The sequence below is a fragment of the Bordetella bronchiseptica genome, from assembly GCF_900636925.1.
Classification (GTDB): Bacteria; Pseudomonadota; Gammaproteobacteria; order Burkholderiales; family Burkholderiaceae_B; genus Bordetella; species Bordetella pertussis.
This window is the reverse complement of the sequence record NZ_LR134326.1, coordinates 4,622,613-4,647,762: the sequence shown is the minus strand read 5'-3', so window position 1 is coordinate 4,647,762 and position 25,150 is coordinate 4,622,613. Positions and strand designations below refer to the sequence as shown.

General features: G+C 61.9%; 24 protein-coding genes, 2 tRNA genes and 1 pseudogene. 9 read left to right on the top strand and 18 right to left on the bottom strand.

Annotation, left to right across the window (positions count from 1 at the left end; genetic code table 11):
• Nucleotides 1-404: 404 nt before the first annotated feature.
• From EL288_RS21715 to EL288_RS21685, 7 genes are all read right to left on the bottom strand, one after another.
• Nucleotides 405-2,696, bottom strand: a complete 2,292-nt coding sequence (locus EL288_RS21715) for an NACHT domain-containing protein (RefSeq protein WP_080704462.1) — start codon at nucleotides 2,694-2,696, stop codon at nucleotides 405-407.
• Between the two features lie 250 nt (nucleotides 2,697-2,946).
• The gene (locus EL288_RS21710; protein WP_080707654.1) at nucleotides 2,947-3,180 is read right to left on the bottom strand and encodes an antitoxin VbhA family protein; all 234 of its coding nucleotides are present in this window, start codon (nucleotides 3,178-3,180) and stop codon (nucleotides 2,947-2,949) included.
• A 721-nt stretch (nucleotides 3,181-3,901) separates the two neighbouring features.
• Nucleotides 3,902-4,360, bottom strand: coding sequence for a S24 family peptidase (locus EL288_RS24500; RefSeq protein ID WP_232018714.1), 459 nt, complete (start codon nucleotides 4,358-4,360; stop codon nucleotides 3,902-3,904).
• Nucleotides 4,361-4,367: 7 nt separating this feature from the next.
• The gene (locus EL288_RS21700; RefSeq protein WP_232018713.1) at nucleotides 4,368-6,089 is read right to left on the bottom strand and encodes a DUF2075 domain-containing protein; all 1,722 of its coding nucleotides are present in this window, start codon (nucleotides 6,087-6,089) and stop codon (nucleotides 4,368-4,370) included.
• Nucleotides 6,086-6,406 (bottom strand): nucleotide pyrophosphohydrolase, encoded by a 321-nt coding sequence (locus EL288_RS21695; RefSeq protein WP_033448775.1) that lies wholly within the window; start codon nucleotides 6,404-6,406, stop codon nucleotides 6,086-6,088. Before EL288_RS21695 ends, EL288_RS21700 begins: the two co-directional genes overlap by 4 nt.
• Before the next feature lie 472 nt (nucleotides 6,407-6,878).
• Nucleotides 6,879-7,868 (bottom strand): HNH endonuclease, encoded by a 990-nt coding sequence (locus EL288_RS21690; RefSeq protein ID WP_080704463.1) that lies wholly within the window; start codon nucleotides 7,866-7,868, stop codon nucleotides 6,879-6,881.
• Between the two features lie 320 nt (nucleotides 7,869-8,188).
• Nucleotides 8,189-8,273 (bottom strand) — tRNA-Leu (locus tag EL288_RS21685).
• Between the two features lie 161 nt (nucleotides 8,274-8,434).
• Here EL288_RS21685 and htpG point away from each other — a divergent pair.
• Nucleotides 8,435-10,342, top strand: coding sequence for a molecular chaperone HtpG (gene htpG / locus EL288_RS21680; RefSeq protein ID WP_033458405.1), 1,908 nt, complete (start codon nucleotides 8,435-8,437; stop codon nucleotides 10,340-10,342).
• A 160-nt stretch (nucleotides 10,343-10,502) separates the two neighbouring features.
• Here the strand turns inward: htpG and EL288_RS21675 are convergent, their stop codons facing one another.
• The 4 genes from EL288_RS21675 to EL288_RS21660 all read right to left on the bottom strand — a co-directional run bounded on the left by EL288_RS21675 (nucleotide 10,503) and on the right by EL288_RS21660 (nucleotide 12,920).
• A complete protein-coding gene (locus EL288_RS21675) occupies nucleotides 10,503-11,123 on the bottom strand; it encodes a glutathione S-transferase family protein (RefSeq protein WP_033458403.1) in 621 nt (206 codons plus the stop codon).
• Nucleotides 11,124-11,154: 31 nt separating this feature from the next.
• Complete coding sequence (ampD, locus tag EL288_RS21670) at nucleotides 11,155-11,736, bottom strand: 1,6-anhydro-N-acetylmuramyl-L-alanine amidase AmpD (protein ID WP_003807804.1); 582 nt, start codon at nucleotides 11,734-11,736, stop codon at nucleotides 11,155-11,157.
• Nucleotides 11,737-11,824: 88 nt separating this feature from the next.
• A complete protein-coding gene (locus EL288_RS21665; RefSeq protein WP_003807805.1) occupies nucleotides 11,825-12,076 on the bottom strand; it encodes a PP0621 family protein in 252 nt (83 codons plus the stop codon).
• Nucleotide 12,077: 1 nt separating this feature from the next.
• On the bottom strand, nucleotides 12,078-12,920 hold the full coding sequence (locus EL288_RS21660) for a cytochrome C assembly family protein (protein WP_033448047.1): 843 nt from the start codon (nucleotides 12,918-12,920) through the stop codon (nucleotides 12,078-12,080).
• 105 nt (nucleotides 12,921-13,025) lie between these two features.
• Here EL288_RS21660 and ffh point away from each other — a divergent pair, with 105 nt between their 5' ends.
• Nucleotides 13,026-14,435: a signal recognition particle protein gene (gene ffh, locus EL288_RS21655; protein WP_003807808.1), complete on the top strand. Its 1,410-nt coding sequence runs from the start codon at nucleotides 13,026-13,028 to the stop codon at nucleotides 14,433-14,435.
• Nucleotides 14,436-14,560: 125 nt separating this feature from the next.
• On the opposite strand, the gene lysM is transcribed toward ffh, so the two are convergent.
• Complete coding sequence (gene lysM, locus EL288_RS21650) at nucleotides 14,561-15,010, bottom strand: peptidoglycan-binding protein LysM (protein WP_023853464.1); 450 nt, start codon at nucleotides 15,008-15,010, stop codon at nucleotides 14,561-14,563.
• On the opposite strand from lysM, the gene EL288_RS24380 reads away from it, so the two are divergent.
• Nucleotides 14,991-15,155, top strand: coding sequence for a hypothetical protein (locus EL288_RS24380; protein ID WP_172607930.1), 165 nt, complete (start codon nucleotides 14,991-14,993; stop codon nucleotides 15,153-15,155). The genes lysM and EL288_RS24380 overlap by 20 nt on opposite strands.
• Here the strand turns inward: EL288_RS24380 and thiS are convergent.
• Genes thiS through trmB form a run of 3 tightly spaced genes read right to left on the bottom strand, consistent with a single transcriptional unit; the run spans nucleotide 15,152 to nucleotide 17,075 of the window.
• The gene (gene thiS, locus EL288_RS21645; RefSeq protein WP_003807812.1) at nucleotides 15,152-15,352 is read right to left on the bottom strand and encodes a sulfur carrier protein ThiS; all 201 of its coding nucleotides are present in this window, start codon (nucleotides 15,350-15,352) and stop codon (nucleotides 15,152-15,154) included. The genes EL288_RS24380 and thiS overlap by 4 nt on opposite strands.
• Before the next feature lie 10 nt (nucleotides 15,353-15,362).
• Nucleotides 15,363-16,310, bottom strand: coding sequence for a prolyl aminopeptidase (gene pip / locus EL288_RS21640; protein WP_003807813.1), 948 nt, complete (start codon nucleotides 16,308-16,310; stop codon nucleotides 15,363-15,365).
• Nucleotides 16,311-17,075: a tRNA (guanosine(46)-N7)-methyltransferase TrmB gene (gene trmB / locus EL288_RS21635; protein WP_033458400.1), complete on the bottom strand. Its 765-nt coding sequence runs from the start codon at nucleotides 17,073-17,075 to the stop codon at nucleotides 16,311-16,313.
• Between the two features lie 92 nt (nucleotides 17,076-17,167).
• Here trmB and EL288_RS21630 point away from each other — a divergent pair, with 92 nt between their 5' ends.
• The 6 genes and pseudogenes from EL288_RS21630 to EL288_RS24595 all read left to right on the top strand — a co-directional run.
• Nucleotides 17,168-18,067 (top strand): LysR family transcriptional regulator, encoded by a 900-nt coding sequence (locus EL288_RS21630; RefSeq protein ID WP_003807817.1) that lies wholly within the window; start codon nucleotides 17,168-17,170, stop codon nucleotides 18,065-18,067.
• Between the two features lie 115 nt (nucleotides 18,068-18,182).
• Nucleotides 18,183-19,376 (top strand): CaiB/BaiF CoA transferase family protein, encoded by a 1,194-nt coding sequence (locus tag EL288_RS21625; RefSeq protein ID WP_033458397.1) that lies wholly within the window; start codon nucleotides 18,183-18,185, stop codon nucleotides 19,374-19,376.
• Complete coding sequence (locus tag EL288_RS21620; protein WP_003807822.1) at nucleotides 19,373-20,320, top strand: hydroxymethylglutaryl-CoA lyase; 948 nt, start codon at nucleotides 19,373-19,375, stop codon at nucleotides 20,318-20,320. Before EL288_RS21625 ends, EL288_RS21620 begins: the two co-directional genes overlap by 4 nt.
• Before the next feature lie 47 nt (nucleotides 20,321-20,367).
• Entirely contained in the window at nucleotides 20,368-21,351 is a 984-nt protein-coding gene (locus EL288_RS21615; RefSeq protein WP_033450004.1) for a Bug family tripartite tricarboxylate transporter substrate binding protein, read from the top strand.
• A gap of 97 nt (nucleotides 21,352-21,448) precedes the next feature.
• Nucleotides 21,449-21,522, top strand: a tRNA-Gly gene (locus tag EL288_RS21610).
• 500 nt (nucleotides 21,523-22,022) lie between these two features.
• Nucleotides 22,023-22,191 (top strand): annotated as a pseudogene (locus EL288_RS24595) (integrase); the annotation flags it as partial.
• A gap of 14 nt (nucleotides 22,192-22,205) precedes the next feature.
• On the opposite strand, the gene EL288_RS21600 reads toward EL288_RS24595, so the two are convergent.
• The 3 genes from EL288_RS21600 to EL288_RS21590 form a co-directional block, all read right to left on the bottom strand.
• Entirely contained in the window at nucleotides 22,206-22,676 is a 471-nt protein-coding gene (locus tag EL288_RS21600) for a hypothetical protein (protein ID WP_126622029.1), read from the bottom strand.
• Nucleotides 22,677-23,438: 762 nt separating this feature from the next.
• Nucleotides 23,439-24,695, bottom strand: a complete 1,257-nt coding sequence (locus EL288_RS21595; RefSeq protein ID WP_033448403.1) for a type II toxin-antitoxin system HipA family toxin — start codon at nucleotides 24,693-24,695, stop codon at nucleotides 23,439-23,441.
• The gene (locus tag EL288_RS21590) at nucleotides 24,688-25,047 is read right to left on the bottom strand and encodes a helix-turn-helix domain-containing protein (protein ID WP_080702994.1); all 360 of its coding nucleotides are present in this window, start codon (nucleotides 25,045-25,047) and stop codon (nucleotides 24,688-24,690) included. Before EL288_RS21590 ends, EL288_RS21595 begins: the two co-directional genes overlap by 8 nt.
• Nucleotides 25,048-25,150 lie beyond the last annotated feature (103 nt).

Genomic DNA, 25,150 nt, shown 5'->3' with positions numbered 1-25,150 from the left:
GTGTGCTTTAGGGCAGTTGTTGGTGTACTGCGATCGGAGTTGGATAGGAGCGTCTTGCGGTGGGGGATTTTGAGTCGGTGATTTACAGTGTTGCTACAGGGAAATGAGGCGAATTCTAGCGTATGGTTGAAATAGATAAAACTATTTTTAATCAGTGGGTTACATATTTTGGCTGAACTGGTGAAAATTGGCCGCTGTACCTGCACTGTATCGAAATCTCGGTACAGTGGTAAATGGCTGAGGCTATGTTCCTGCGCCAAACTCGGCGAAGATTTTGCCCAAATGGAAAATATGCCGCATAGACATTGACAAAGCCCGTGCTCCATAGATTTGGAACGTCAGTCGCTCCTCTCAGTCCCAATCGTATAAGGTAGAGAGGAGATCTCATAATTGCAGCCATAAAGCTATGAGATAGATAAGGCATCCTTTACAACTTGCTCGTTACATTCAGCTGGGGCTATAAGGATTTTCTTGACTCTATCCAGTGCTTTTCTCGCTGGCAACCAGATAACCCCGTCTCCCTTGGAATAGTCTGTGACGAGTTCGTAACGCTTTAGAAGTTTCAATATATCCGGGACGTATCTGCGCTCATCGACATCTAGACCTCTATATAGAGCGCTCTCAGCTCTACCAGAAAAGCTTTGTACAAACAGTTTTCTCAAGGTTATAAGCAACACTTTTTGAGCGGTGTTCATCTGCGTGTTTCGAATTGCGCCGCTCGTCCCCGTAGCATCAAAAGATACAAAATCGCAATTTGAGGAAAACTTATTGGGCGGCAGGTCGCTTACCGAGACACGCCCAACAATTTGCTGGAACATGCAACTATCAAATGTTGGTAAATTTTGAGATGTAATTTCCGGACTAATTGCTACTTGATCAAAGAGGCAGTGCGAGAAAGACAAATTGCTTAAGTTGCTGTTTTCTGCATGAAATTCTAATTGATGCTCGGAGAAATTGATTTCTTTGACATGGAGGTGTATGTCCAGGGAGATGTCGTTTTCTATAACAAAACTTGCAACGTCTCCCCTTACACAAGAAAGATCCGTGCGTGAGTTCAAGAAAGCGACAGCTTGTCGAACACTCTTGCGGACGTCACCTTGCTCTTTGAGTTTTCTATGTGCAAGTTCAACTCCAATTTCCTGAATCGGACGGTCGCAATTATTCATCGCATCCACCCAAATTTGTTCTGCTGCTACGGTATAGGGTGACTCAAAGAAGCGGAGAAGTTCCCGTCCGTTGCAGACAGCTGCAAGTTCGCCATCGACGAAACACCGACTTTCATCTTCCGCACGGTATATACCAAGCCCCGGCAGTCTTTGAATGGCTAGGATTCCCTGCTCGTCAGGTTCATAACCGCAAACTTCAGTGAATGCAGAAAAGAGACTGCTTCGTGTAATTGGCCCTAATCCATCTTCCGATGTACGTGCCAATGTGGCCAATCTTTCGAGAATGCGCCTTAATGTTGCGCCATCTAGGTTTGTTTCAATCTTCTCTTCGCGTTCATATATACGCCCTAATAAATAATCCCAGCCGTCGACGACATCTGGTGGATTTTCTCCACTGCTTAAGTCGGAGAGGAAGTTGCGAGAGGCCAAGTAACCAAGAAGTAATGGTCTAGTAGGAAGCCAGGCCGGAAAGGAGACAGGCTCTTCCTGCTGATAAAAAGCAGCTAAAAATGAGCGCATCTGTGTCTCGTTGAACTCATCTACTGCTAGTACAGTAGCGTCGCTGAGACCAAGAGCAGTGCTAAGCTCCCGATCGTTTTCGAAGTAATGACTTCGTCCACTGACGACTACACCAGAGACTTGGCTTTCGCGTATGAGTTGCCTAACACCCTCCAAGGATCGGGTTCTAAGGTCTTTTAATTTTTTCCATGTTCCTTGGACTCCCAGGGATGCAATTTCGTCAAAACCATCGGCTAGCAAAATGACAAATCCAGCTCTCCAAGCTCTTATAAGGGAGCTAGGCGAGTCAAAGCCAATGCTTCTAGCATGCCTCTCCAATATTTCAATGGGATCTCGCTGCCCTGAATGCTCACGAAGATTTATGTAGACAGGAAATTTCGCTGTAGTGCCGCGTATATATTTTTTCTCGAGACGCAGGAAAAGCTCTCGAAGTGTCATGCTTTTTCCGGCGCCATACTGACCAACTACGGCAAAGCGTTTCCCTTCAAGTAGCTGAGTCTCAATTTCTTCGATGAAGAGGGTTTGGTCACCAGTTAGCAGCCCTATCTCAATAAAAGGAACGGTGGGGTCTTTAGCTGTGGAAGAAAAATCTTGCACGCTCCCAAAGGTGTGATTCTTGCGAGCTGCTAAATATCCCCTAACATCAATCAAACTTTGCTGAAACTGGGAAAACGAGACAGCTTTAACTTGACCTCGGCCTGATTCCTGAACCTCTTTACGCTGCTCAGCAGTGGGCTCATTTTTTGTTACAAACCAGCCAACTGCGACCTTCATTGTTGAAAGCTTGTTGTGTTCAACAATTAACTTGAATATCTTTCGCGTGTCTTCTTTGGCTTTCCCTGTGCCTAATGAGACTGTCGCTTCAATGAAATTAATCGAGTCTTCTGTCTCAAAAACCCCGTCCCGTTCTCGTCCGTCGAGTATTTTGGCGCCTGAATATTGAGCAGCTGGCCATTTGGCTCTAGCAATCCTCCGCACTTCATTTTCGAAATCTTTGTCTGCGTGGCTCATCGAGGTCCTTCTCTAGATAGACAAATAATTAAGCGATGAATTTCAAAATTCTCTTAAATTGGATTGATAAGTGGCACGCAATCAGCCACTTGGCCTCAAGAAAACAGTTCTAGCAGATACGTCAAGGTCGGTAATTACTACATTTGAATGTTGGTTTGGGCTGGGAGCACACAGTTCGAGAGAATTTCTTGTAATACGAATCCCGGCGACAGCCTATTCTGCACTAGTCCTCAAGTCCTGAATTTCTTCGTCATGACGAAGACTTTGGGGGCGCGAATGCGTCAGCACGCGGCTGCACAAACTCTTGCAGGCTTATCTGACCATCGACGAAACGCTGGGCGTGGGCTTCATCTGCTTCATTGAGCGAGAAACCTTCTAGACCGACGGAGGCCCGCGCATAGTTAACTGCCGATTGTCGGCGGCTGCGTTCGGTATCCGATATGGTTTTGTGGGGCCGTTGCCTGCATTTACCCTTGCCAGCCATGGTGTCTCCTTGCCGTAGGTAACTCGATCTTACAAGAAGTACGGGTATTTTGGTTCAAATACGGGCAACCTCAAAGGTGGTGCGCTGAGTGTCTTGTTTTACCTGCTATGGACCCTAATATCGGCTGCGTACTAGCCGTAGTTTCCAAAGAGGCTTTGCCTCTCTGGACTCTCCACCCTCGCCGGCGGGAGCCTCGGGGGCAGGGGTTGCGGGCTCTGGCCCGGAACTCCTGCCCCCGGGCATAGCGTAGGGCGCTCCTGCCGCGTCAAGGGGCCGTGTCCTCGCCCTGTGGGCTGCGGGCCGCACCAACCCCTTGACCCGTCATCCGCTCGACAGCACTGCTACTGACGTCGTTTGGCCGGAAGAGGTGTCAAGGGCGGGACCGGAAGCCGCAGCCCGAAGCGCAGCGCAGGGAGCGGGTGAGGATCCCGGGCGAAGCCTTCACCCTTGATGGCTCTGGAAGCCATGCAGCCTGTCGGCCGGGGGGGAGGAACAAGGCGAAGCCGCTGGGCCTGCCCCCGCGGCCAGTCCGGCAAGAACGGACGCGGGATGCAACCGAAGGGGTTGCCCAAGCGAATCAAAAGGGGCACGCGAATAGCGGCATGTTGCGCCAATCGGGACACAAAATGCCTCGCCAGGAGCCAGTCTGGTAGACCGGGACGTCACTGTCACCGGACAAGAAATCTGCCCATAAGTTGGTGCAATCCGCGCTTGGACCTGCCTAGCCAATCACTCCCAAAAACTCGCCAACCACCCGATAGCGATATCCGTCGTCTTCCTTGTTGACTTCAATCGAGATCAAGTTCGGATTCGTGGATCTCGGTTTTAAGAGGATCTGTCGATTCTCAGTCCCGTCTTCGGTACGCACCTTGAAGCTCTGGTATGCCTTCACGATGTATCGCGAACCAGAGTCGCCATCCTGCGTATCGGCGCATTCTATCAGCACGATTTTTCCATTCCGGCTGCCATCCGGGTTCAAGCGGAACAAGCAGATGGCGCCGTCGGGGATGACCTTGTTTATGGATTCGCCGACGACATGGCAAGCAAAAATATTCTTTCCCACCGGCGTGCCAGCAGGGACCGCTACCCAATTTTCATGTTCGACGTGTTGGATCGCGCTGAAACCGCCTGCCGCCGCTCGCAGGTCATAGAGCGGGACTGCGTTGACGTAAGGTTGCAAGGGCTAGTCAGGTGTCGGGAAAGCGATGATGTTGGATGTAGCTGCCCACATGCCGCTTCAGATAGCGCCTTAAGCTGTCATCGCACGCATAGAGATACGTGCCGCGTATACCGCGCAGCATGATGGTTCGGTAGATGTTCAGTATGTACTGCTTGAGTTCATTCGGGTCTTCAATGGCCTGCTTTCCGTTTCGGTCATGATAGTTGTTTCGGTCAATGACGATCCGGTCCAGTTCTTCCTCATAGCGGATTTCGTGGCCGAAGATTACACCGGTGTAGTTCAGGTCATAGCCTTGGGTGGTATGAATACAGCCCACCTCGCCCACGGCGCCTTTCGCGTTGATCCAATCCACGGTCGTGCTGTTCCACCGCAGTCGCACGTCACCGATCTCGATGTCATGCAGCTGGGGGGACTTCTTGGAAATCCAGGGCCAGGAGTAACCGGCAACCAGTCGCGCTAAACCGTAGCTGGAGTTTCTATGCTGTATCTCCTTTACCATGTCGGAGAGTTCGTCAAAAATCAGAAATTCGTATTTGCTGGAACAGAATTTCTCGTCAGCTGAAAGTCGCATGTGCAGTAGATCATCGACAAATCGCACGTAGTGCCGCCCGGCACGTACCCGGAACTGGGACGCCAGCGTTATGACTGTGCTGTTCGGCGAAGACTTGATGTCCTCGAAGTCGGATGCATCGGCATCGGACGGTTTGATGCTCTGGTCCGGGTCATAGAAGAAGACAGCTTTATCCGATTGGCGCGTTACCCAGTCCACCTCGCTGCATGTGTTCTTGTCCAGTCCAAGTGCGGCGCAAGCCGTGTCGAAGCCTCCGAAATAGGCTCCGAGGTTGACGCGCTTACGCAGGCGGTGCGACTCATCCGCCAGGACGATGTCGTAGCGCTGCTTTGTCAGTTCGGAAGGGCTGATCACCATATCGGGATGCAGGCCTGCAACGTTCCGGAACGCCTTCTTCAGCGTGCTCCTGAACGAACTCATGGGTACTACCAGGGCCATGCGCGGGCATGGGAGCGATTGCTTGATCTGCCGGAGCAGTTCGCGCACCTCCTTCTCTTCCTCGGAAAATTCGCGGAGATTCAGTTCTTCAAGATCGGAATGAACGAGCTTGAAGAGGAATATCGCCAATACCGATTTTCCGGTTCCAGCGCCACCTTGAACCACGATATGCTTGAGCCTGGGGTCGGCCAGCGACCGCATTATCTCGATTAGGCCTTGTTGTTGATCGACTGACAGCGATTTGTACGGCGAGTATTTAAAAACATCGGAATTGTCGATGGCTTCGAGTGATTTTTGAGCGATTCCGTGGTGAAGCAGTCTATTCCAGGTTTCCCGAAATATCTTGGAATAAAGTTCATCTCTCTGATAGTAGTTGTGGTCACTCAGGCCGAGGTTGCCGTTCAACATGCTGAAACGGCCGTCCGCTGACATGTACTTTATGAGGGACGACTCTATATCGAGAGTCGCTGACTTGTTGAAGCACTTACTGCTGACGAGGTGTGCCGTCGTCAACGATTGTTTTTGAGGGTGTTTCAGATGCGTACCCAGGCGAGCGAGCGTGTTTGTAGTCTCGCCGACATAGGCGCAACGTGTCCTTCCGTCGCTGAGAATATAAACAAGCGGCCAGTTGTTCGCTGCGTATGCGTGGGTTTCGATTTCCGTCAGCGTTTCTGCTGAGAATCGGTACCGGTTCACGTCGACGAGGTGCCGTTGGGTCATAGCTCGTTGTATTTTTTTGCGGTCCCCTTTGCCTTGTGTACGGGGTACTTTTGTTCGTTTCTGTCGATCTTATCCAGGACGATTTTCTTTATGTCGAAGTCGTACGCGTCGGATAGGAGCAGCGCGTAGGCTAAGACATCGGCAAGCTCTTCTTTCACCTTCTCGCGATCGGCGGCTTCAGGGGGCTTCCATAGGAAAACCTCCAGCAATTCGCTAGTTTCGATGCTGAGCGCCAAGGCCAGGTCTTTAGGGTTGTGGAACTGCTGCCAGTTTCGCTCGTCGCGAAACTGGCGCAGCCGCTGAATGATTTCTTCCATTTCCTGTCTCTGCGAATGTGAGGTGGTTGGAAAGCATGATAGACCGCTTGGCGCCCAGTTGCACTTTTGGGGTGTGTCTCTAGTGATTCTCATCCGGTCGGCGTGACTTCGCTAAGGCGATGTTTCTGCGTCGTCTCGATGTTCGGCCGCAAACAGCTATTTGCCGTACGCGGGGCCGGCCTGCCATCTCATCTGCGGTGCAGCCAGCACCGCTCTTTAGCACGTGGTTTGTTTGAATGCGCTGCACGAAGGCGAAGGCCATCCGCCTGTCTATGGGGGGATAAAGGTATCAGACTACGATTTACAAATCATGTGACTTGCGCCGGGTGTGCGCCATGCATTCCAGTTCCGTGATGCCTGCCTTGCAGCCGACATAATCGGCGGTCACCGGCTTGCGGCGCAAATTATCGAGGCAGGTGTGGTAGTGGTCAGAGCTTGCCCAATAATCCCTCCCTGAGCAAACGCTACGTTACTAGACATGCTCGAGGAATCTTGAAATCAGCAACACGTTGTCTCGATGGAACTCTAGGTACTTGCGCTGTCCATTGGAAAACGTCCCGACGTTGGGTGGAGCGCTTGGATCGAGACCCATGCGCACCAGTGATTCTCTATCTGCAACGGGCGAAATAATGGTCTGCCCGTTTCCGTGGAATCCGATGAAACCACGGTCGAATAGGTGGTCCATGCTTGGCGTCAACAGCAAGCCATTTTCGCCGTCCAGTCGCTCTTCGTTGTTGGAGTCACGCCATGGTTTACAGTGACTGGCTCGCAGGTGTTCCTCGCGATTAACACCTGTAATACGGCAGGCTACCTCCAGTTCCATCACTCGCTTTTTGAATAGCCCCTGCCCTCGACGCGCAAGGACGATCGCTTGTCGTTCGGTATCTGACAGTGCTCCATCAGACTGAACCTGGCTAAGCTCATGCTCTTCCCACTCAGCAAGCCCAAGCCCCGGCGAAATATAGGCCGGTTGTTCTTCAGCAACGTATCGCCCTCTTACCAAACCATGGGCTTCGGTGCCAAGCAGATCGATCAGCGCTGCGGCGAACTCTTCTGGCAAGTGAGTTAAGTAAACACTTTGCAAGCCCGTCCCGTTTGGGCGCAAAGGCGCGTACTTCAAGGGAAGCAAGGGTGCGAGGACTGACATATGGTCAGCGGGCCGCGCAGGTAGCCGTAGCTCATGGAACCTGACGTCTACGCGCCAACCGATATTGTTCCAGTATGCCCCGGTTTGTCCGAATTCCGAGGGTTTGGGTGCTTCGTACGCATGCGTAGCAACGATCCCGATGGCGCGTATTCGGGTGTTGCTGAAAGAGAAGGCAATATCGCCCGGTTCGACTTCACGCATGAAGTCGTAGAACGGATTCTGTGCCTGGTTGGCTTTTCGTTTTGGTGACCAGAGATAACCGCCTTGTACTTCGTGGCGGTATGTTTGGTTCTGGTTGACCCACCAATAGCGCATAAAGGGCTGGCTGCCTATGGAAGCCTAAGGTAATTTTGTTACTACTGTAGCATTTGTTGTCGTGCTGCGCGTCGTGACGCACCGATGCTTTCGAAAGCTCCTTCGCTTGACGTGCTTCCAGTGCCTGGCACTCCAAAGTTGGCGTGTCATGTCCTGAGGTGGTCTTAAGGATAATCGCGACGAGTTGAGGTCTCAGGAATTTCGATCTGCGCTTTGTGCGTCGTACCGAAACTGTACCTGGCTCACACACTTGGAAAATTCCCCCGGGAGGGGCTAGGGGCAATCGCGCTAGGAGTCTGAAATTTCTAGGGGTTTTCAGATGGTGCCCGGGGCCGGAATCGAACCGGCACGCCTTGCGGCGGGGGATTTTGAGTCCCCTGCGTCTACCAATTTCACCACCCGGGCACGGGGGAACGGGCTTCGAGCGAAGGCCGTCTGGAAGGAAGGTTGCGATTATATGCGGTCTTGAAAATCTTCGCTTGTGCCCTCATGTGTAGGGGCACGCCCGGGGCCGCCGCCGTGCGCCGGCCCGCGATTGTTCATTTTTTGATCAGTTACGTACCACGATGAGCCAGACCACCACGAATTCCGCATCCGAAACCCTGGGGTTCCAGGCCGAGGTGAAGCAGCTGCTGCACCTGATGATTCACTCTCTCTACAGCAACAAGGAGATCTTCCTGCGCGAGCTGGTGTCGAACGCGTCGGACGCGTGCGACAAGCTGCGCTTCGAGGCGATCGACCAGCCGGGCTTGCTGGACGGCGACGGGGAGCTGGCGATCCGCGTGGATTACGACAAGGCCGCCCGCACGATCACGATTTCCGATAACGGTATCGGCCTGTCGCGCGACGAGGCGGTGGCCAATCTGGGCACGATTGCCCGCTCGGGCACGCGCGAGTTTTTCTCGCAGCTGACGGGCGACAAGCAGAAGGACGCGCAGCTGATCGGTCAGTTCGGGGTGGGGTTCTATTCCTCGTTCATCGTGGCAGACAAGGTGACGGTGCTCAGCCGCCGCGCCGGCCTGGCGGCCAATGAGGCGATCCGCTGGGAGTCGGACGGGCAGGGCGAGTTCAGCATCGCGCCGGCCGAGAAGGCCGGGCGCGGTACGGATGTGGTGCTGCACTTGCGCGCCGACGAGGACGAGTTGCTCAATGGCTGGAAGCTGCGCGAGATCCTGCGCCGCTATTCGGACCATATTTCGCTGCCGATCCGCATGGCCAAGGAGGATTGGGACGCGGAGAAGGGCGAGCAGGTCAAGGGCGATGAGCTGGAGACGGTGAACCAGGCGAATGCGCTGTGGACGCGCAACAAATCGGATATCACGGACGAGCAGTATCGCGAGTTCTACAAGACGGTGTCGCACGATTATGACGATCCGCTGGCGTGGACGCATAACCGGGTGGAGGGCCGCAGCGAGTATACGCAGCTGCTGTATGTGCCCAAGCACGCGCCGTTCGACATGTGGGACCGCGACGCACGCCGCGGGGTGAAGCTGTATGTGAAGCGGGTGTTCATCATGGACGACGCGGAGCAGTTGCTGCCGTCGTATCTGCGTTTCGTGCGCGGGGTGATCGATTCGGCGGATCTGCCGCTGAACGTGTCGCGCGAGATCCTGCAGGAGAGCCGCGACGTGCGGGCGATCCGCGAGGGTTCGGCCAAGCGGGTGCTGTCGCTGCTGGAGGACATGGCGGAGAACAAGGCGGAGGATTACGCGACGTTCTGGACGGAGTTCGGCCAGGTGCTGAAGGAAGGCACGGGCGAGGACGCGGCCAACCGCGAGCGCATCGCCAGGCTGCTGCGCTTTGCGTCGACGCACGACGGCGGGCAGGCGCAGACGGTGTCGTTCGCGGATTATGTGGGCCGCATGAAGGATGGCCAGGACAAGATTTACTACGTGACGGCGGATACGTTCACGGCGGCGGCGAACAGTCCGCACCTGGAGATTTTCCGGAAGAAGGGCATCGAGGTGCTGCTGCTGTCGGATCGGGTGGACGAGTGGATGCTGTCCTATCTGCGCGAGTTCGACGGCAAGTCGCTGGTGTCGGTGGCCAAGGGCGGCCTGGATCTGGCGGAGTTGGCGGACGAGGAAGAGAAGAAGCGCCAGTCCGAGGTGGCCGAGACGTTCAAGCCGCTGGTCGAGCGCCTGCAGCAGGCGCTGGCCGAGCAGGTGAAGGAGGTGCGGGTGACGCAGCGCCTGGTGGATTCGCCGGCCTGCGTGGTGGTGGGCCAGAACGAGCTCAGCCCGCATCTGCTGCGCATGCTGAAGGCGGCGGGCCAGGAGGCGCCGGAGGTCAAGCCGGTGCTGGAGATCAACCCGGACCACGCGCTGATCGCGCGGATCCGCGATGCCAGCGATGCGGAGTTCGGCGATTGGGCCGCGCTGCTGCTGGACCAGGCGCTGCTGGCCGAGGGCGCGCAGATCGCCGACCCGGCGGCCTTCGTGAAGCGCTTGAATGGGTTGCTGTTGAAGGCTTGAGGATGCGCTCGATCAAGGGGCGGCGGTCCCCGCGCGGGGGCTGACACCGTCTTGGCAGGCCGGCATTGAGGGCGTACGACGGGGTGCCTGTCCCTGCGGGGACAGGCACACGGAGGAGGTGGCTGGTGCCAGTCCCCGTTCGGGGGCAGGCACCGAAGTGTCAGGTTAGCGGCAGTGTCAGGATGCCCTGGGTGGCGGGGCGCATCATGAGGCGGCGGTACCAGGCCGAGATGTGCGGCGTGGCGGGGCGTTCGATGGGCAGGCCCAGCCAGCGGTGCGCGGCGCAGCCCAGCGCGATGTCGCCCATGCTGAATTGCGGGCCGGCGATGAAGTCGCGGCCTGCCAGGGCGTTTTCCAGCATCAGGGCGATCTTGCCGGCCTGGCGGGCCGAGGCTTCGATGGCGGCGGCGTCGCGCTGTTCGGGCGCGGTGCGCACCAGGCCCAGGAAGGCGGCCAGCATGCTGGGTTGCCATTCGGTGGTCTGCCAGTCCATCCAGCGGTCGGCGTCGGCGCGCACGCAGGGGTCGGCGGGGCTGATGGCGCCTTCGCCGTAGCGCGCGCCCAGGTAGCGCACGATGGCGTTGGATTCCCACAGGATGAAGCCGCCGTCGTCGATCAGCGGCACCTTGCGGTTGGGGTTCATGCGGCGGTATTCGGGGGTGTCGAGCCCGCCGAACTGGCCGCCGGCCTCGATGAAGGTGTGCGGCAGCGCCAGTTCGCGCACGGCCCACATGACTTTTTGCACGTTGACCGAACTCAGCCGGCCCCAGATCTTCAGCATGTCGAAACCCCTGGTTTGATTGTCGGTACCGCTATACGGGCGGCAGGTTGCGCCGCGGGAACCCGCTTTCGCGGCCGAAGCGCACCCAGTTGAAGGCGCGTCCCGGGTCGGTCTTGCGGCCCGGGGCGATGTGTTCGTGGCCGCGCGCGTCGGCCAGCGGGTAGCGCGCGCGCAGCACCTGCGCCAGGCGCGCCAGCGTGGCGTACTGGGCGTCGGCGTAGGGCAGGATGTCGGTGCCTTCCAGTTCGATGCCGATCGAGAAGTCGTTGCAGTTGTCGCGGCCCCTGAAGCGGGATACGCCGGCGTGCCAGGCGCGCGCCTCGGTGGCGGCGAACTGGATGACGGCGCCGTCGCGGCGGATGAAGAAGTGGGCCGAGACATGCAGGCCGCGCAGGCGCTCGAGCCACGGGTCGGCGCTGTAGTCCAGCCGGTTCAGGAACAGGTCGGCGACGTACGGGCCGCCGAACTGGCTGGGCGGCAGGCTGATATTGTGGATGACCAGCAGGCTGATCTGCGTGCCCGCGGGGCGGGCGTTGACGTTGGGCGAAGGGGCGCGGGTGACCGCGGGCCCGGGGATCAGCCAGCCGTGGCGGTCCAGTAGCAATCGTTGCATGATGGGGTCAGGCTTGTTGCGGGTGACCCTGCATTATGCAGGATGGGGCCGGATCCTCCAGCCCGTGGGGTTTTGCGGCGGCCGCCGTTCAGCCGCGCTCGGCGCCGCGGCGGGCGTGGTCGCTGCTGCACCAGGTCTGCCCGCCCAGCAGCACGGCCTCGGAACGCGGCAGGTGCACGCCGCAATGGGCACAGCGCACCATGGGCTGGCTGGCGGCGTCCTGGGCGGGGCGGGGCGGCTCGGCGCGCGGGGCGCGCTTGGAGGCGGCGCGGGCGCCGGCCAGGCGCGCGATGAACAGCACGGCCAGAATGACGACGAACCAGAAGATCAGCTTGCCCACTTCAACCTCGATGCAGAATGACTTCCAGCACGAACCGGCTGCCGGTGTAGGCCAGGATCAGGAACGCGAAGCCGGTCAGGGTCCAGCGCAGCGCCACGCGGCCGCGCCAGCCGCGGATGTGGCGGCCCAGCAGCAGCACGCCGAAGGTGGCCCAGGACAGCAGCGTGAAGATGGTCTTGTGGTCGAACGGCAGGAATTTGCCGGTCAGGGTGATGGAGGCGACCGAGCCCGAGCCCACCGCCAGGGTCAGGACCACGAAGCCGATCCAGATGACGCGAAACAGCAGGCGCTCCTGCACCAGCAGCGGCGGCTGGGCGTCCAGCACGCGGCCGACGATGCTGCGTTCGGCCGGCGCATCCAGCGGGCGGTGCAGGTGGCGGTCGAGCAGGGCCATCAGCATGGCGTGCAGCGCGGCGATGGTGATCAGGCCGTAGGCGGCCAGCGCGATCAGCAGGTGGGCGCGCAGCCAGGGGTTGTTGGCATGGGGCACCAGCTGGGCCTGCGGGAACAGCGCGGCTATTGCGGTTACGATAGCGGCTGCCGGCAGCAACAGCAGCTGCAGGCCGTCGATGCGGATCAGCAGGCTTTCCAGCCAGAACACGACCAGGCCCAGCCATACGGCGGCCGACAGGGCCAGCGCCCAGCCGATGTACAGGTGTTGCGTCCCCAGCATGGCTTGCTGCAGGGCCACGCCGTGCAGGGCCAGCGCGCCCAGCAGGCCGGTTCGGGTTAGCTTGCTTGCTTGATCCACGCTGCCGCGGCCTTGCAGGCGTCGCCACAGCGACCCTGCGAGTACCGCATAAGCCAGCGCGGCCACGGCGTGAAATACAATGCCTGATGACATAAAAACCGTTGTCTGGATGGGGCCATGGGCGCTTGTCGCCCGCCGGCGGCTAGCTGCGCCCAGGCGGCCTCGTTCAATCAACTAGTGTAAGCGGAAACGCCTCTCATGCTCGATAACCTGACTCAACGGCTGTCGCGCGTCGTCAAGACGCTGCGCGGCGAAGCCCGCCTGACCGAGGCCAACACCCAGGAGATGCTGCGCGAAGTGCGCATGGCGCTGCTGGAGGCCGACGTGGCGCTGCCCGTGGTGCGCGATTTCGTGGCGCGCGTCAAGGAAAAGGCCCTGGGCGAAGAAGTGGCCGGCAGCCTCAGCCCCGGCCAGGCCCTGGTGGGCGTGGTCCACAAGGAGCTGACCAGCCTGATGGGCGGCGACCTGGGCGAGCACGCCGGCGAGCTGTCGCTGGCCACCCAGCCGCCCGCGGTCATCCTGATGGCCGGCCTGCAGGGCGCGGGCAAGACCACCACCACCGGCAAGCTGGCGCGCTGGCTGTCCGAGGGGCAGCACGTCCAGGGCGGCCGCAAGACGGGCAAGAAGAAGGTGCTGGTGGTCAGCGCCGACGTGTATCGCCCGGCCGCCATCGAGCAGCTGAAGACCGTGGCCGCCCAGGTCGGGGTGGATTTTCTGCCGTCGGACGTTAGCCAGAAGCCGGAAGACATCGCCCGCAACGCGATCGACCATGCGCGCCGCCACCACTACGACGTGCTGATCGTCGACACGGCGGGCCGGCTGGGCATCGACGAGGCCATGATGCGCGAGATCCGCGCGCTGCACGACCTGGTCAAGCCGATCGAGACGCTGTTCGTGGTCGACGCGATGCAGGGCCAGGACGCGGTCAATACCGCGCGGGCCTTTGGCGACGCGCTGCCGCTGACCGGCGTGGTGCTGACCAAGCTGGACGGCGACGCGCGCGGCGGCGCGGCGCTGTCGGTGCGCCACGTCACCGGCAAGCCGCTGAAGTTCGTCGGCGTCTCCGAAAAGCTGGACGGCCTCGAGCCGTTCCACCCCGAGCGCATGGCGCAGCGCGTGCTGGGCATGGGCGACATCGTGTCGCTGGTCGAGCAGGCGCAGAAGAACATCGACATCGCCGAGGCGCAGAAGCTGGCCTCGAAGATCAAGTCCGGCAACAAGTTCGACTTGAACGACTTCCGCGACCAACTCGGCCAGGTCAAGAAGCTGGGCGACATGGGCTCGTTGCTGGAAAAGCTGCCCGCGCAGTTCCAGCAGGCGGCCGGCCAGCTGCAGGGCGGCCAGGCCGAGAAGCAGCTGCGCCGCACCGAGGGCATCCTGAACTCCATGACGCCGGGCGAGCGCGCCAAGCCCGAGTTGATCAAGGCCTCGCGCAAGCGCCGCATCGCCGCCGGCGCCGGCGTGCCGGTGCAGGAAGTCAACCGCCTGCTGTCTCAGTTCGAGCAGATGCAGGGCATGATGAAGCAGATGAAAAAAGGCGGCATGGCCAAGATGATGCGCGCCATGGGCGGCATGAAGGGCCTGGGCCGCTTTGGCGGCATGCGCTAGCGGCGAGCGCGCAGTAAAAAAACGGCCAGACTTTGCGTCTGGCCGAATCGATCGGGGCTAAGCGGGGATAGCCGCCCCGATACAAACCGGCAAACGCTGCGGGGTTTGCCGGTCTGTCCTGGTTGTTACTCGGCAAGCGGCGGAATGCGCAGCACCTGGCCCGGGTAGATCTTGTCCGGGTCGCTGAGCATGGGCTTGTTGGCCTCGAAAATCGTCGGGTACTTGGCGCCCTTGCCCTTGCCGTAGTTGGCTTCGGCGATCTTCCACAGGGTGTCGCCCTTCTGTACCGTGTACATCACGGCGGCGGGGGCGGCCTGCGCGGTCTGCAGCTGGTTGTCCACCTGCGCCACGCCCACGGTGTTGCCCAGGGCCAGCACGATTTTCTCGGCCGCCTCGGTCGAGGCCGCGCTGCCCTTGACCGTGACCTTGTCGCCATCGACGGAGATGTCCAGCCCTTCGGCCGACAGCCCGTGCTTGTCCAATTCCTTTTTCAGCTCGTCGGCGGTCGCGGCCTTCGCTTCGCTGGCGCCGAACAGTTTCTCTCCGACTTCCTTGATGAAGTTGAGCAAGCCCATTTTTCTTCCTTGTGCGTTGAAAAAAGCATTGATCGCGAAAACGATTATGGGTGCAGCGGCGGCGTGGGTGATGCAGCAAGATGTAACGTCTTGCAGCTTCATGCTGCCGCCGCTGCGCCCGCGGATGGGCGGCCTCGCGATTTAGCCGCCACCCACCGCCACGACGATTTCGATCTGGTCGCCATCGTCCAGCAGGGTATCGCCATGTTTGCTTTTGGGCACGATTTCGCCGTTGCGCTCGACCGCCACGCGCTTGCCCTGGTAGCCCAGGGTTTCCAGCAGTTCGACGACGGTGGTCTGCAGAGGGAACTCGCGTGCCTCGCCGTTCAATGTGATGTGCATACGAATCTCCTCAAGCGGGGTTGGCTGCGTAAGTATCGGTAGCCTGGATCAGCCGGGCCAGGATGCCGGGTTCGTCGAACGCGTGGCCCGCGTCCGGAATCAGGTGGAACTGCGCCTGCGGCCAGGCGCGGTGCAGGTCCCAGGCGGTGCGCGCCGGCGTGCACACGTCGTAGCGGCCCTGCACGATGGTGCCGGGTATGCCGTGCAGCTTGTGCGCATCGCGGATCAGCTGGCCTTCTTCCATGAAGCCGGCGTGCACGAAGTAGTGGTTCTCGATGCGGGCGAAGGCCAGCGCCGCGCGGTCGGCCGCATGGCTTTGCTGGTGGCGCGGGCTGGGCAGCAGGGTAATGGTGTGGTCTTCCCAGCGGCTCCAGGCCTTGGCCGCGCGCAATTGTTCGGCCGGATCGTCGCCGGTCAGGCGCCTGTGGTAGGCCGCGATCAGGTCGCCGCGCTCTTCGGGCGGGATGGGCGCCACGTATTCTTCCCAGCGGTCGGGAAACAGCCACGACGCGCCTTCCTGGTAGAACCACTGCACTTCGGCGCGCCGCAGCCCGAAAATCCCGCGCACCACCAGTTCGCTGGCGCGTTGCGGGTGGGTCTGCGCGTAAGCCAGCGCCAGGGTCGAGCCCCACGAGCCGCCGAACACCAGCCAGCACTCGGCGCCCATGACCTCGGCGCGCAGGCGCTCGATGTCGGCCACCAGGTGCCAGGTGGTGTTGTTTTCCAGGCTGGCGTGCGGCAGCGAGCGGCCGCAGCCGCGCTGGTCGAACAGCAGCACGTTGTAGCGGCGCGGGTCGAACAGCTGGCGGTGCACCGGCGAGCAGCCGCTGCCCGGGCCGCCATGCAGGAATACCGCCGGCTTGCCCTGTGGGTTGCCGCACAGCTCCCAGTAGATCTGGTGGCCGTCGCCGGTGTCCAGGGTGCCCTGGCGATAGGGTTCGATCGGTGGGTAGAGCATTCAGGCTCGCTTGAACATCAGGTCCCAGACGCCGTGGCCCAGGCGCAGGCCGCGCGTCTCGAACTTGGTTTGCGGACGGAAATCCGGGCGCGGCGCGTAGCCGTCGGCGGTGTTGCGCAGCAGCGGCTCGCCGCCCAGCACTTCCAGCATCTGGACGGCGTAGTCTTCCCAGTCGGTGGCGCAGTGCAGGTAGCCGCCCGGCGTCAGCCGGCTGGCCAGCAGCGCCACGAAGGGCGGCTGCAGCAGGCGGCGCTTGTGGTGGCGCTTCTTGGGCCACGGATCGGGAAAATACACGTGCACGCCGGCCAGCGAGTCGGGCGCGATCATGTCGCGCACCACTTCCACCGCGTCGTGCTGGACGATGCGCAGGTTGGCGATGGCCGATTCCTCGATGCGGTGCAGCAGCGAGCCCACGCCGGCATTGAAGACTTCCACGCCCAGGAAATTGTCGCCCGGGCGCGCCAGCGCGATTTTTTCGGTGGTTTCGCCCATGCCGAAACCGATTTCCAGGATGGTGGGCGCCTGGCGGCCGAAGGTAGCGGCCATGTCCAGGGGGCGCGGCGCGTACGGCACGGACCATTTGCCCATCAGCTGCTCCAGCGCGTCGCGCTGGCGCTGCGTGATGTGGCCGCGGCGGTGCACGAAGCTGCGGATATGGGTGGCGCCCGGGCTGTCGGGGGCGTGCTCGGCGCTGGCCAGCGCGGCCTGGGTGGCCTCGCTCAGCGGGGCGCCTTCGGGGGGATGGGCGGGGGTGTTCGTATTCATAGGCTGAATTGTAGTAGGGCCGCGACCCCGGCCGGCGGGCCGCTGGCTACAGGTATAGTTCATCACTGCGTATCTGTCACGACACCCCATCCATGAACCCAGCCCGCTTCGATCTGGTCACGTTGGCGCTGTTTGTCGCGGTGGCGCGCCAGGGCAGCATCTCGGCCGGCGCGCGCCAGTCGCACCTGGCGGTGGGCGCGGCCAGCAAGCGCATTTCCGACCTGGAGAACGCGCTGGGCACGCCGCTCTTGTATCGCACCGCGGCCGGCGTCGAACTGACCGACGCCGGCCAGGCCTGCCTGGCGCACGCCCTGCGGGTGCTGCAGGAGGTCGAGCACATGGCCGGCGTGCTGTCGGATTTCGCGCAAGGCGTGCGCGGCCAGGTGCGCATCGCCGCCAATACCTCGTCGATCACCCAGTTCCTGCCCGAGGACCTGGCCGGCTTCATGCAGCGCCATCCGGCCGTGCGCATCCACCTCGAAGAGCAGAACAGCAGCGACATCGTCACCGCCGTGGCCGAGAACCGCGCCGACGTCGGCATCTTCGCCGACCGCACGCCCGCGGCCGGGCTGACCACCGTGCCGTACCGGCTGGACGAGCTGGTGCTGATCACGCCGCCGCGCCACCCCCTGGCCGCCCGCGCCCAGGTGGCGTTCGCCGACACGCTGGACTGCGACTACGTCGGGCTGCCGCCGGCCACCTCGCTGGCCACCCGCCTGGCCGACGAGAGCGCGCGGCTCGACAAGAGCATCCGGCTGCGCATCCAGGTGCGCAGCTTCGACGCGATCTGCCGCATGGTGGTGGCCACCGGCGGCGTCGGCATCCTGCCACGCATCGCCGCCGAGCCGCACGCGCGCTCGATGCAGGTGCGGCTGATACCGCTGTCCGACGACTGGGCCCAGCGCTGGCTGCTGCTGGGCGTGCGCGACCTCGACAGCCTGCCCGTGGCCGCGCGGCTGCTGGTGCGCAGCCTGGCCGAAGGGGCGGCCTGAGGCGCGGCCGGCCTTCTCCATCCACGAAAGCCCCCTTGCCCATTTGCCCATACCTGCCGCGCGGCGATTGCCCGCACACTGCTTCTCCATATCAAGCCACAAATACGGAGACGACATGGCGGGGCAGATACTGGCCGGCATACGGGTGCTGGAGCTCGGGCAACTGATCGCGGGGCCCTTTGCCGCCAAGACGCTGGCCGACTTCGGCGCGCAGGTCGTCAAGATCGAGCCGCCGGGGCAGGGCGACCCGCTGCGCAAGTGGCGCCTGCTGCATGAGGGCACCTCGGTCTGGTGGGAGGCACAGTCGCGCAACAAGCAATCCGTGTGCGTGGACCTGCGCCAGCCCGAGGGCCAGGACCTGGTGCGCCAGCTGGCTGCCCAGGCCGATGTGCTGATCGAGAACTTCCGCCCCGGCACCATGGAGAAATGGGGCCTGTCGTGGGAGGCGTTGCACGCCCTCAACCCGCGCCTCATCATGCTGCGCATCTCGGGCTACGGCCAGACCGGCCCCAAGGCGCAGGAGCCCGGCTTCGCCGCCATCGGCGAAGCCATGGCGGGGCTGCGCTATCTCAACGGCGAGCCCGGCCGCGCACCGGTGCGCGCCGGCCTGTCGCTGGGCGACACCATTGCCGGCCTGCACGGCGCCATGGGGGTGCTGCTGGCCCTGTACCAGCGCGATGCGCGCGGCGGGCAAGGGCAGGTCATCGACGCCGCCCTCTACGAGAGCATCTTCAACCTGAGCGAGAGCCTGCTGCCCGAGTACTCCGTGTTCGGCGCCGTGCGCGAGCCGGCCGGCGCCGCGCTGCCGGGCATCGCTCCGTCCAACGCCTATCCGTGCCGCGACGGCTACGTGCTCATCGCCGGCAACGGCGACGCCATCTTCCAGCGCCTCATGCAGCGCATCGGCCGCGCCGATCTCGGCGACGACCCGGAACTCGCGCACAACGACGGCCGCGCGCGCCGCGCCCACGAGCTGGATGCCGCCATCGGCGCCTGGACCGCCCAGCGCGACATCGGCAGCGTGCTCGAGGCCATGCGCGCGGCCGGCGTGCCGGCAGGGCGCATCTACAGCGTGGCCGACATCGCGCAAGACCCGCACTACCAGGCCCGCGGCGCCATCGCCCGGCTGCGCGCGGCCAGCGGCATCGACGTCGACATGCCGGCGATCTTTCCCTGCCTGTCCGACAACCCGGGCGCCATCCGCGAGCGCGCCCCGCTGCTGGGCGAGCACACCGACGCCGTGCTGGAGGAGGCCGGCCTCGACGACGCGGCGCGCGCCGGCTTGCGCGCCCGTGGAGTGATCGCATGAACGGCCCGCAACGCATCGAAATCAATGAAGTCGGTCCGCGCGACGGCCTGCAGATCGAGCGCGCCCTGGTCGCCACCGACGACAAGGTCGCCTTTGTCGACGCCCTGTCGGCCTGCGGCTTCGCGCGCATCGAAGTCACCAGCTTCACCTCGCCCAAGGCCATTCCGGCCCTGGCCGACGCCCAGGACGTCATGCGCCGCATCGCGCGCAGGCCCGGCGTCGTCTACACCGCGCTCATTCCCAACATCCGCGGGCTGGAACGCGCGCTGCAAGCCGGCACCGACGAGATGAACCTCGTCATGTCGTGCAGCGAAACCCACAACCGCGCCAACCTGCGCATGACGCGCGACCAGTCCTTCGACGAGCTGGCCGCCATCCTGCGCCGCGCCGGCGAGGCCGGCGTGCCGTGCAACGTCTCGCTGTCCACGGCCTTCGGCTGTCCCTTCGACGGCGACGTGCCCGCCGACGACGTTATGCGGCTGGCGCGCCGGCTGGCCGACGCCGGCGCCCAGGGCATCACCCTGTGCGACACCACCGGCATGGCCTATCCCACCCAGGTCGCGCGGCTGTGCGAGACCTTCCAGCGCGCCTTGCCCGGCGCCGCGCTGACCGTGCACCTGCACAACACGCGCGGCATGGCCCTGGCCAACGCCGTGGCCGCCTGGCAGACCGGCGTCACGCGCTTTGACGCCGCCGCCGGCGGCCTGGGCGGCTGCCCCTACGCGCCCGGCGCCAGCGGCAACGTCAACACCGAAGAACTCGTGCACATGTTCGCGTGCATGGGCGTGGCCACCGGCGTCGCGCTGGCGCCCCTGCTCGACATCGTGCGCGGCCTGCCCGGCCTGGTGCGGCGCGCCCTGACCAACCCCTTGCTGGCGGCCGGCCCACGCCTGGCCACCCACCAGCCGCCGGCCTGGCTGGCCGAGCGTTTCCCGGCCGCCTGACGGCGGCCCTCGTCACCCCAGTACCCATAACAAACAGGAGACCCACCATGCATATTGCCAAGCTACGCCTGCTGCGCGGCGCCGCCCTGGCCGCCACCCTGGCCGCCGGCGCCACCGCCGCGCACGCCAACGACTACCCCGAGCGGCCCATCTCGCTGATCGTCTCGGCCGCGCCGGGCGGCACCACCGACATCGCCGCGCGCCTCATCGCCCAGCCGCTGGGCCAGGCCCTGGGCCAGACCGTCGTGGTCGACAACAAGCCCGGCGCCTCCGGCGGCATCGCCGGCCAGATGGTCGCGCGCGCCCAGCCCGACGGCTACACCCTGCTGCTGCAATACTCGGGCTTCCAGGCCATCACCCCGCACGTCTCCACCAACCTCGGCTGGGACCCCATCAAGGACTTCGCGCCCGTCGCCAACGTGCTCTCGGCCCCGCAAGTCGTCGTCGTGCGGCCCGACCTGCCCGTCAAGACCCTCAAGGACCTGGTCGACTACGCCAAGGCCAACCCCGGCAAGCTGAACTACGCCTCCTCCGGCAACGGCTCGCTGCAGCAAGTGGCCACCGAACTGCTCAACCAGATGGCCGGCATCCAGATCACCCACATTCCCTACAAGGGAACCGGCCCGGCCTTGAACGACCTGCTCGGCGGCGCCGTCGACCTCACCATCACCACCCCGCCGCCGCTGCTGGGCCACATCGCCGCCGGCAAGCTGCGCGCCCTGGCCGTCACCGGCGACAAGCGCCTGCCCAGCCTGCCCGACGTGCCCACCGCCGCCGAAGCCGGCTACCCCGACCTCATCGTCTCGTCGTGGTTCGCCATGTACGCCCCGGCCGGCACCCCGCCCGCCATTGTCGAGAAACTGTCGGGCGAAATCCGGAAAATCATGGCCACCGACGCCTTCCGCCAGAAAGCCGCCGAGCAGGGCGCCGAGGCGCGTTACATGGATCCGAAGCAACTGGGCGCCTACACCCAGGAAGAACTGGACCGCTGGGGCAAGGTCGTCAAGGCCGCCCATATCAGCGCCAACTGAGGCTGCGCGACTGCCCGCCCGCCGCGCGTGCGCGCGGCGGCGCTGGGCGCTATAATGCGCAGCTTCCCCGGCCCCTTTCGGGCCGGCGGCATCCAGAGCGGGTGTAGTTCAATGGTAGAACGGCGGCTTCCCAAGCCTCAAGCGTGGGTTCGATTCCCATCACCCGCTCCAATCCCACTGCAATCCCATATGGTTATCGCGCTTCCGTCCTGGGGGCATGTGGACGGTGGGAGTCAGTCATAGGCGACGCTGTCCCGGAATTGGCCCGGGCATTGCGAATGCCCGAAGCTGAATTTCGCTGCGATTTTCCGCAGGGGTAGCACGCCCGTTTCGCGTCCGGGTTTCCCCGTGGCGGGTGGTTGTTGTTTCCCGCGTTTGTCGCCCAGCTACAGCCAGGGGACGGCGGGCTTAACCACTAAGCGCGGCGCTTGTCGTGTGGACAGCGAGTCAAGGGCAGCAAAGCGAATGGTCTTATGGGTGTTCATCCGGCCGGGCTCCTTGAGTGAACTGGGAGTTTGGCGATTTCCAGTTTCTCAAATCCGGTTCGGATGATCCATGCATACTACCTCTTGAGACATCACAGTTAGATCCCGCCGCAGCACATCTTGTCGGGCCCACAACTCAATGGGCGATCATCATGGGGGCGACAGGTCCGTTCTTCGCGACCGTGAAACAAGGGTAAAACCGTCGGGCAGAAAGCGCCGTTCAAGCGCAAGGACTTCTGGGCGCTGCGCGTCAGGCTCCATTGGAGAGCCGGGTGCGAGAACTCGCTCACCTCTCAATCTTGGCATCGACAGCAAGCTACGGGGGGCGGCCTCGTCTCTCGTCATGCAACACAAGAGAAGGGTGAGCCGTCATTCGTAGCTGGGATATGAAAGTGGTTTGCCGTACTGACTCCCGGCCTCGACGAGCATGTCGATAGCGCCAGCCGCCAGTTCCGATCGCTCCATTGCTTCACGAACCGCGCTCCGGGATGGACAAAGAAACCCGAGCAAGCGATAGAAACCAAATAGGGAAACGTGACTCCAGGCATATTGGGACTGATCAAAGGCCAAGTACGGAAAGTTTTTTGGAATCAAACAGCTCGTCAGATCACAACTGTTGTTTCGTGTCTTCGAGAACGTCACTCGTGGCAACTGCGCCATTTCGTGAAACCCGCGACCAACTACACGAGCCAAGGCTTTGGCTACTGATTCAATGTCGTCCCGTGTTCCACCAAATAGCCGTCGGGTCAACTCTTCGTCGAGGTGCCCAGTCTGACGATCGATAACTCCGAAGGAGGAGTCTGTTCCATGTGGAAGTATCAACCATCGGTCGGTGAGCAACTTCTGCGGCTGCTCCGCGCGTGGGAGTGAGCTTGTGCGAAGCAGCCCGCTTCGCAACTCTACGAATCGATGAGAGTCACGTCCGTCCTTGTCTCGCAATGCCACGGATGGGGAATACCACGGGAGATCGAAGGGTTGCCGTTCGGATCTGTATCCGAGATAACATCGCACTTCGCCGTCAACGCTCGAGATCAACTTACCGTCATGCCACGACGAGATATCGAGCTCGAGCACATGCGCTGGATTGGGCGGAGGGGTGCTCTTGCGAGGCATATGATAGCTAACGTAATTTAGACCGCAGAACCTGCGGGACAAAACGGACGGCGCGGGACATTCTGGTCACGTTTTCTCCTTAAAATGGCTTGCAGCTTGAATTTATGGTCGATGCACTGGAAACGCACAGGCATAAAGCGCCATGCAAACCCGACACTGTTCTTCAGCAAACACTATAGCGCAGGAATCGCGCGACTCGTGCCCAAAGCGAATCTTTGCCCACCCGCCGAACTGGTACTCCGAGGGCTGCTTTGAATCATTGCGCTGTAAGACTCCTCAGGGTCACGGGTCACCGGTCGCTCTTGGCGTAAGAGTCGTTGGGGACTGCCGGTCGGCCAGGATGACGATGTGACCGGAGACGAAGGTGCAGCGGTCGTTCAAAATCGCGGCGCTTGGACGTCTCCCATCTACGGCATGAGAGTTAGGATTCGCAGACACGAAAGCGGTTTCTCTGCCTCCGGCGCCGCACAGTGCTTGCATCCGTCTACCCTACTGCGCACGAAACTCCGCATGGGCCGAGAAAGCTGCCACCGTCAGGTCAATGTCGGCGCCTGAGATGCCAGCCCTGCGCGCTGCGTCCTGCCAGCCATCGACCGCTGCCACCACTTCCTCCACCACCTGCCGAGCAGAGCCGTCTCCAAGCCCATAGAACGCCGCCGTGCCGAGAACCGTCGCCAGACTCGGCCGGTTGTCGACATCGTCGATGTTCAGGACATGCTCTGCCTTGTCGATGTTTGGGTTGACATCAAATGCCGGCGCGAGTCGCCACCCCATCTTGCCAAGCAAGAAGCCGTGGTTGCGCAGATGATCGTCCCGGTTGCCGACTGCGACGTTGAATGCCACGCGTCGAAATAGCTGTGCCAGGTCTGCATCCGCATGCTCCGCATCGCCCTGGGCGCGGATGAACTGCGCCAGTTCCAGATAGCTCGTGCCCTCGCTCTGCGTCTTGCGCAGAAGCGTCATCGCCGACGCATAGAAGCGCCTCGCGCCATGTGCGCGATCGAACCGCTGTACGCAGAAAGTGTGGAAGTCGTTGCCCAGCCTGATTAGCCTCGCGGGCGGTACATCCACGCCTGCCTTTCGGGCCAGTTGGTGAACCACGTACTCCCAGGCCCCGACATCCCGGTCATCATCACGGGCGGGGAACTTGGCGATCCAGAGCGAACTGTCGGCTTCGGTGAAGTTGGCCTTCGGCCTGGCCCCGCCTAGTGAGGCACCCGGCGCGACGAGCACCGCCAGCCACCTGCGCAGGGCATCGAGGTCGTCGATGCGCCGGTTGCTGAGCTGATAGGCCACCGCTTCCAGTTCGCGTAAGGTCGTCACCGGAGGCGCTGCCATCTTCTCGTCACCAAGGAAGGTCTCCGTGCCTGGTCGGCGAAAGCGCAATGCGCCCTGACGGGTCTGGTCCTGTACGCCGATGAGGAAGTTCCAGGCGTAGAGCGTGCGGGGCGGCCGCTTCTCGTCCTTGGCCTGCAGCGCCTCGCGGCGCTTCATGAGCGTTTGGCCCCAGCGGTCCGGCGATGAGTCCAGAAAGATGCCGAAGTTGCCCAGTTCCGGCTTCGGAAAGAAGGGGTGCTCGTCCAGGGAGAGATCGGGGTCCAGCGCAAAGGCGCGAGGGTCCTTGAGCCAATCCCGTTCGTAGTGGAAGCGAATCTGGCCGCGATCATGGGCAAGCGTACCAACCAGACAGGCTGGGCCAAGGTCATCGTCCAGCCAGACTTCCAGGGCGTTGTTCTGTTTATTCATGTGGCTCCCCGCTGTTGGGGGGCGACGGCGGAGAGGCGGCCTTTCGGCGCCTCACGCCGGGCGATGGCTCCAGCGCCAAGTCCTGCAGCTTGCGTCCGATCCGATCGTCGGCGGCCAGCAGATTGAGATCACCTTCAAGACCCAGCACGGCCAGCACCCGAATATAGGCCCCCAGGGTTGCACCAGGATCGCCGGCCTCGACTTTGTACACGGTGGTTCTGGAAACTCCCGCACGCTGGGCCACCACTGCGTTGCTCAGCTTGCGCCTCTTGCGGGCAAGACGCAGCCGCTCTCCCAGTGCGGACAGGAGACGCTGTTCTTGAGGGAAGACGATGGGCGGTTTGCGTGGCATATTCGCTATTATAGACGTAATAAATCTAATTTGTCCATAATAGAGAAAAATTACGATTTTTATGCTGGAGTCTGCGGAGAGTGGGCAGCAGCCACCAGACCGG

Coding starts and splice junctions, on each gene's coding strand:
- EL288_RS21630 (WP_003807817.1), top strand. CDS start 17,168: ATGAACCCAGCCCGCTTCGATCTGGTCACGTTGGCGCTGTTTGTCGCG.
- thiS (WP_003807812.1), bottom strand. CDS start 15,352: ATGCACATCACATTGAACGGCGAGGCACGCGAGTTCCCTCTGCAGACC.
- EL288_RS21715 (WP_080704462.1), bottom strand. CDS start 2,696: ATGAGCCACGCAGACAAAGATTTCGAAAATGAAGTGCGGAGGATTGCT.
- EL288_RS21675 (WP_033458403.1), bottom strand. CDS start 11,123: ATGCTGAAGATCTGGGGCCGGCTGAGTTCGGTCAACGTGCAAAAAGTC.
- EL288_RS21710 (WP_080707654.1), bottom strand. CDS start 3,180: ATGGCTGGCAAGGGTAAATGCAGGCAACGGCCCCACAAAACCATATCG.
- EL288_RS21660 (WP_033448047.1), bottom strand. CDS start 12,920: ATGTCATCAGGCATTGTATTTCACGCCGTGGCCGCGCTGGCTTATGCG.
- EL288_RS21615 (WP_033450004.1), top strand. CDS start 20,368: ATGCATATTGCCAAGCTACGCCTGCTGCGCGGCGCCGCCCTGGCCGCC.
- EL288_RS21700 (WP_232018713.1), bottom strand. CDS start 6,089: ATGACCCAACGGCACCTCGTCGACGTGAACCGGTACCGATTCTCAGCA.
- ffh (WP_003807808.1), top strand. CDS start 13,026: ATGCTCGATAACCTGACTCAACGGCTGTCGCGCGTCGTCAAGACGCTG.
- pip (WP_003807813.1), bottom strand. CDS start 16,310: ATGCTCTACCCACCGATCGAACCCTATCGCCAGGGCACCCTGGACACC.
- EL288_RS21590 (WP_080702994.1), bottom strand. CDS start 25,047: ATGCCACGCAAACCGCCCATCGTCTTCCCTCAAGAACAGCGTCTCCTG.
- EL288_RS21595 (WP_033448403.1), bottom strand. CDS start 24,695: ATGAATAAACAGAACAACGCCCTGGAAGTCTGGCTGGACGATGACCTT.
- trmB (WP_033458400.1), bottom strand. CDS start 17,075: ATGAATACGAACACCCCCGCCCATCCCCCCGAAGGCGCCCCGCTGAGC.
- EL288_RS24380 (WP_172607930.1), top strand. CDS start 14,991: ATGAAGTTGAGCAAGCCCATTTTTCTTCCTTGTGCGTTGAAAAAAGCA.
- ampD (WP_003807804.1), bottom strand. CDS start 11,736: ATGCAACGATTGCTACTGGACCGCCACGGCTGGCTGATCCCCGGGCCC.
- EL288_RS21625 (WP_033458397.1), top strand. CDS start 18,183: ATGGCGGGGCAGATACTGGCCGGCATACGGGTGCTGGAGCTCGGGCAA.
- EL288_RS21695 (WP_033448775.1), bottom strand. CDS start 6,406: ATGGAAGAAATCATTCAGCGGCTGCGCCAGTTTCGCGACGAGCGAAAC.
- EL288_RS21620 (WP_003807822.1), top strand. CDS start 19,373: ATGAACGGCCCGCAACGCATCGAAATCAATGAAGTCGGTCCGCGCGAC.
- EL288_RS21690 (WP_080704463.1), bottom strand. CDS start 7,868: ATGCGCTATTGGTGGGTCAACCAGAACCAAACATACCGCCACGAAGTA.
- htpG (WP_033458405.1), top strand. CDS start 8,435: ATGAGCCAGACCACCACGAATTCCGCATCCGAAACCCTGGGGTTCCAG.
- lysM (WP_023853464.1), bottom strand. CDS start 15,010: ATGGGCTTGCTCAACTTCATCAAGGAAGTCGGAGAGAAACTGTTCGGC.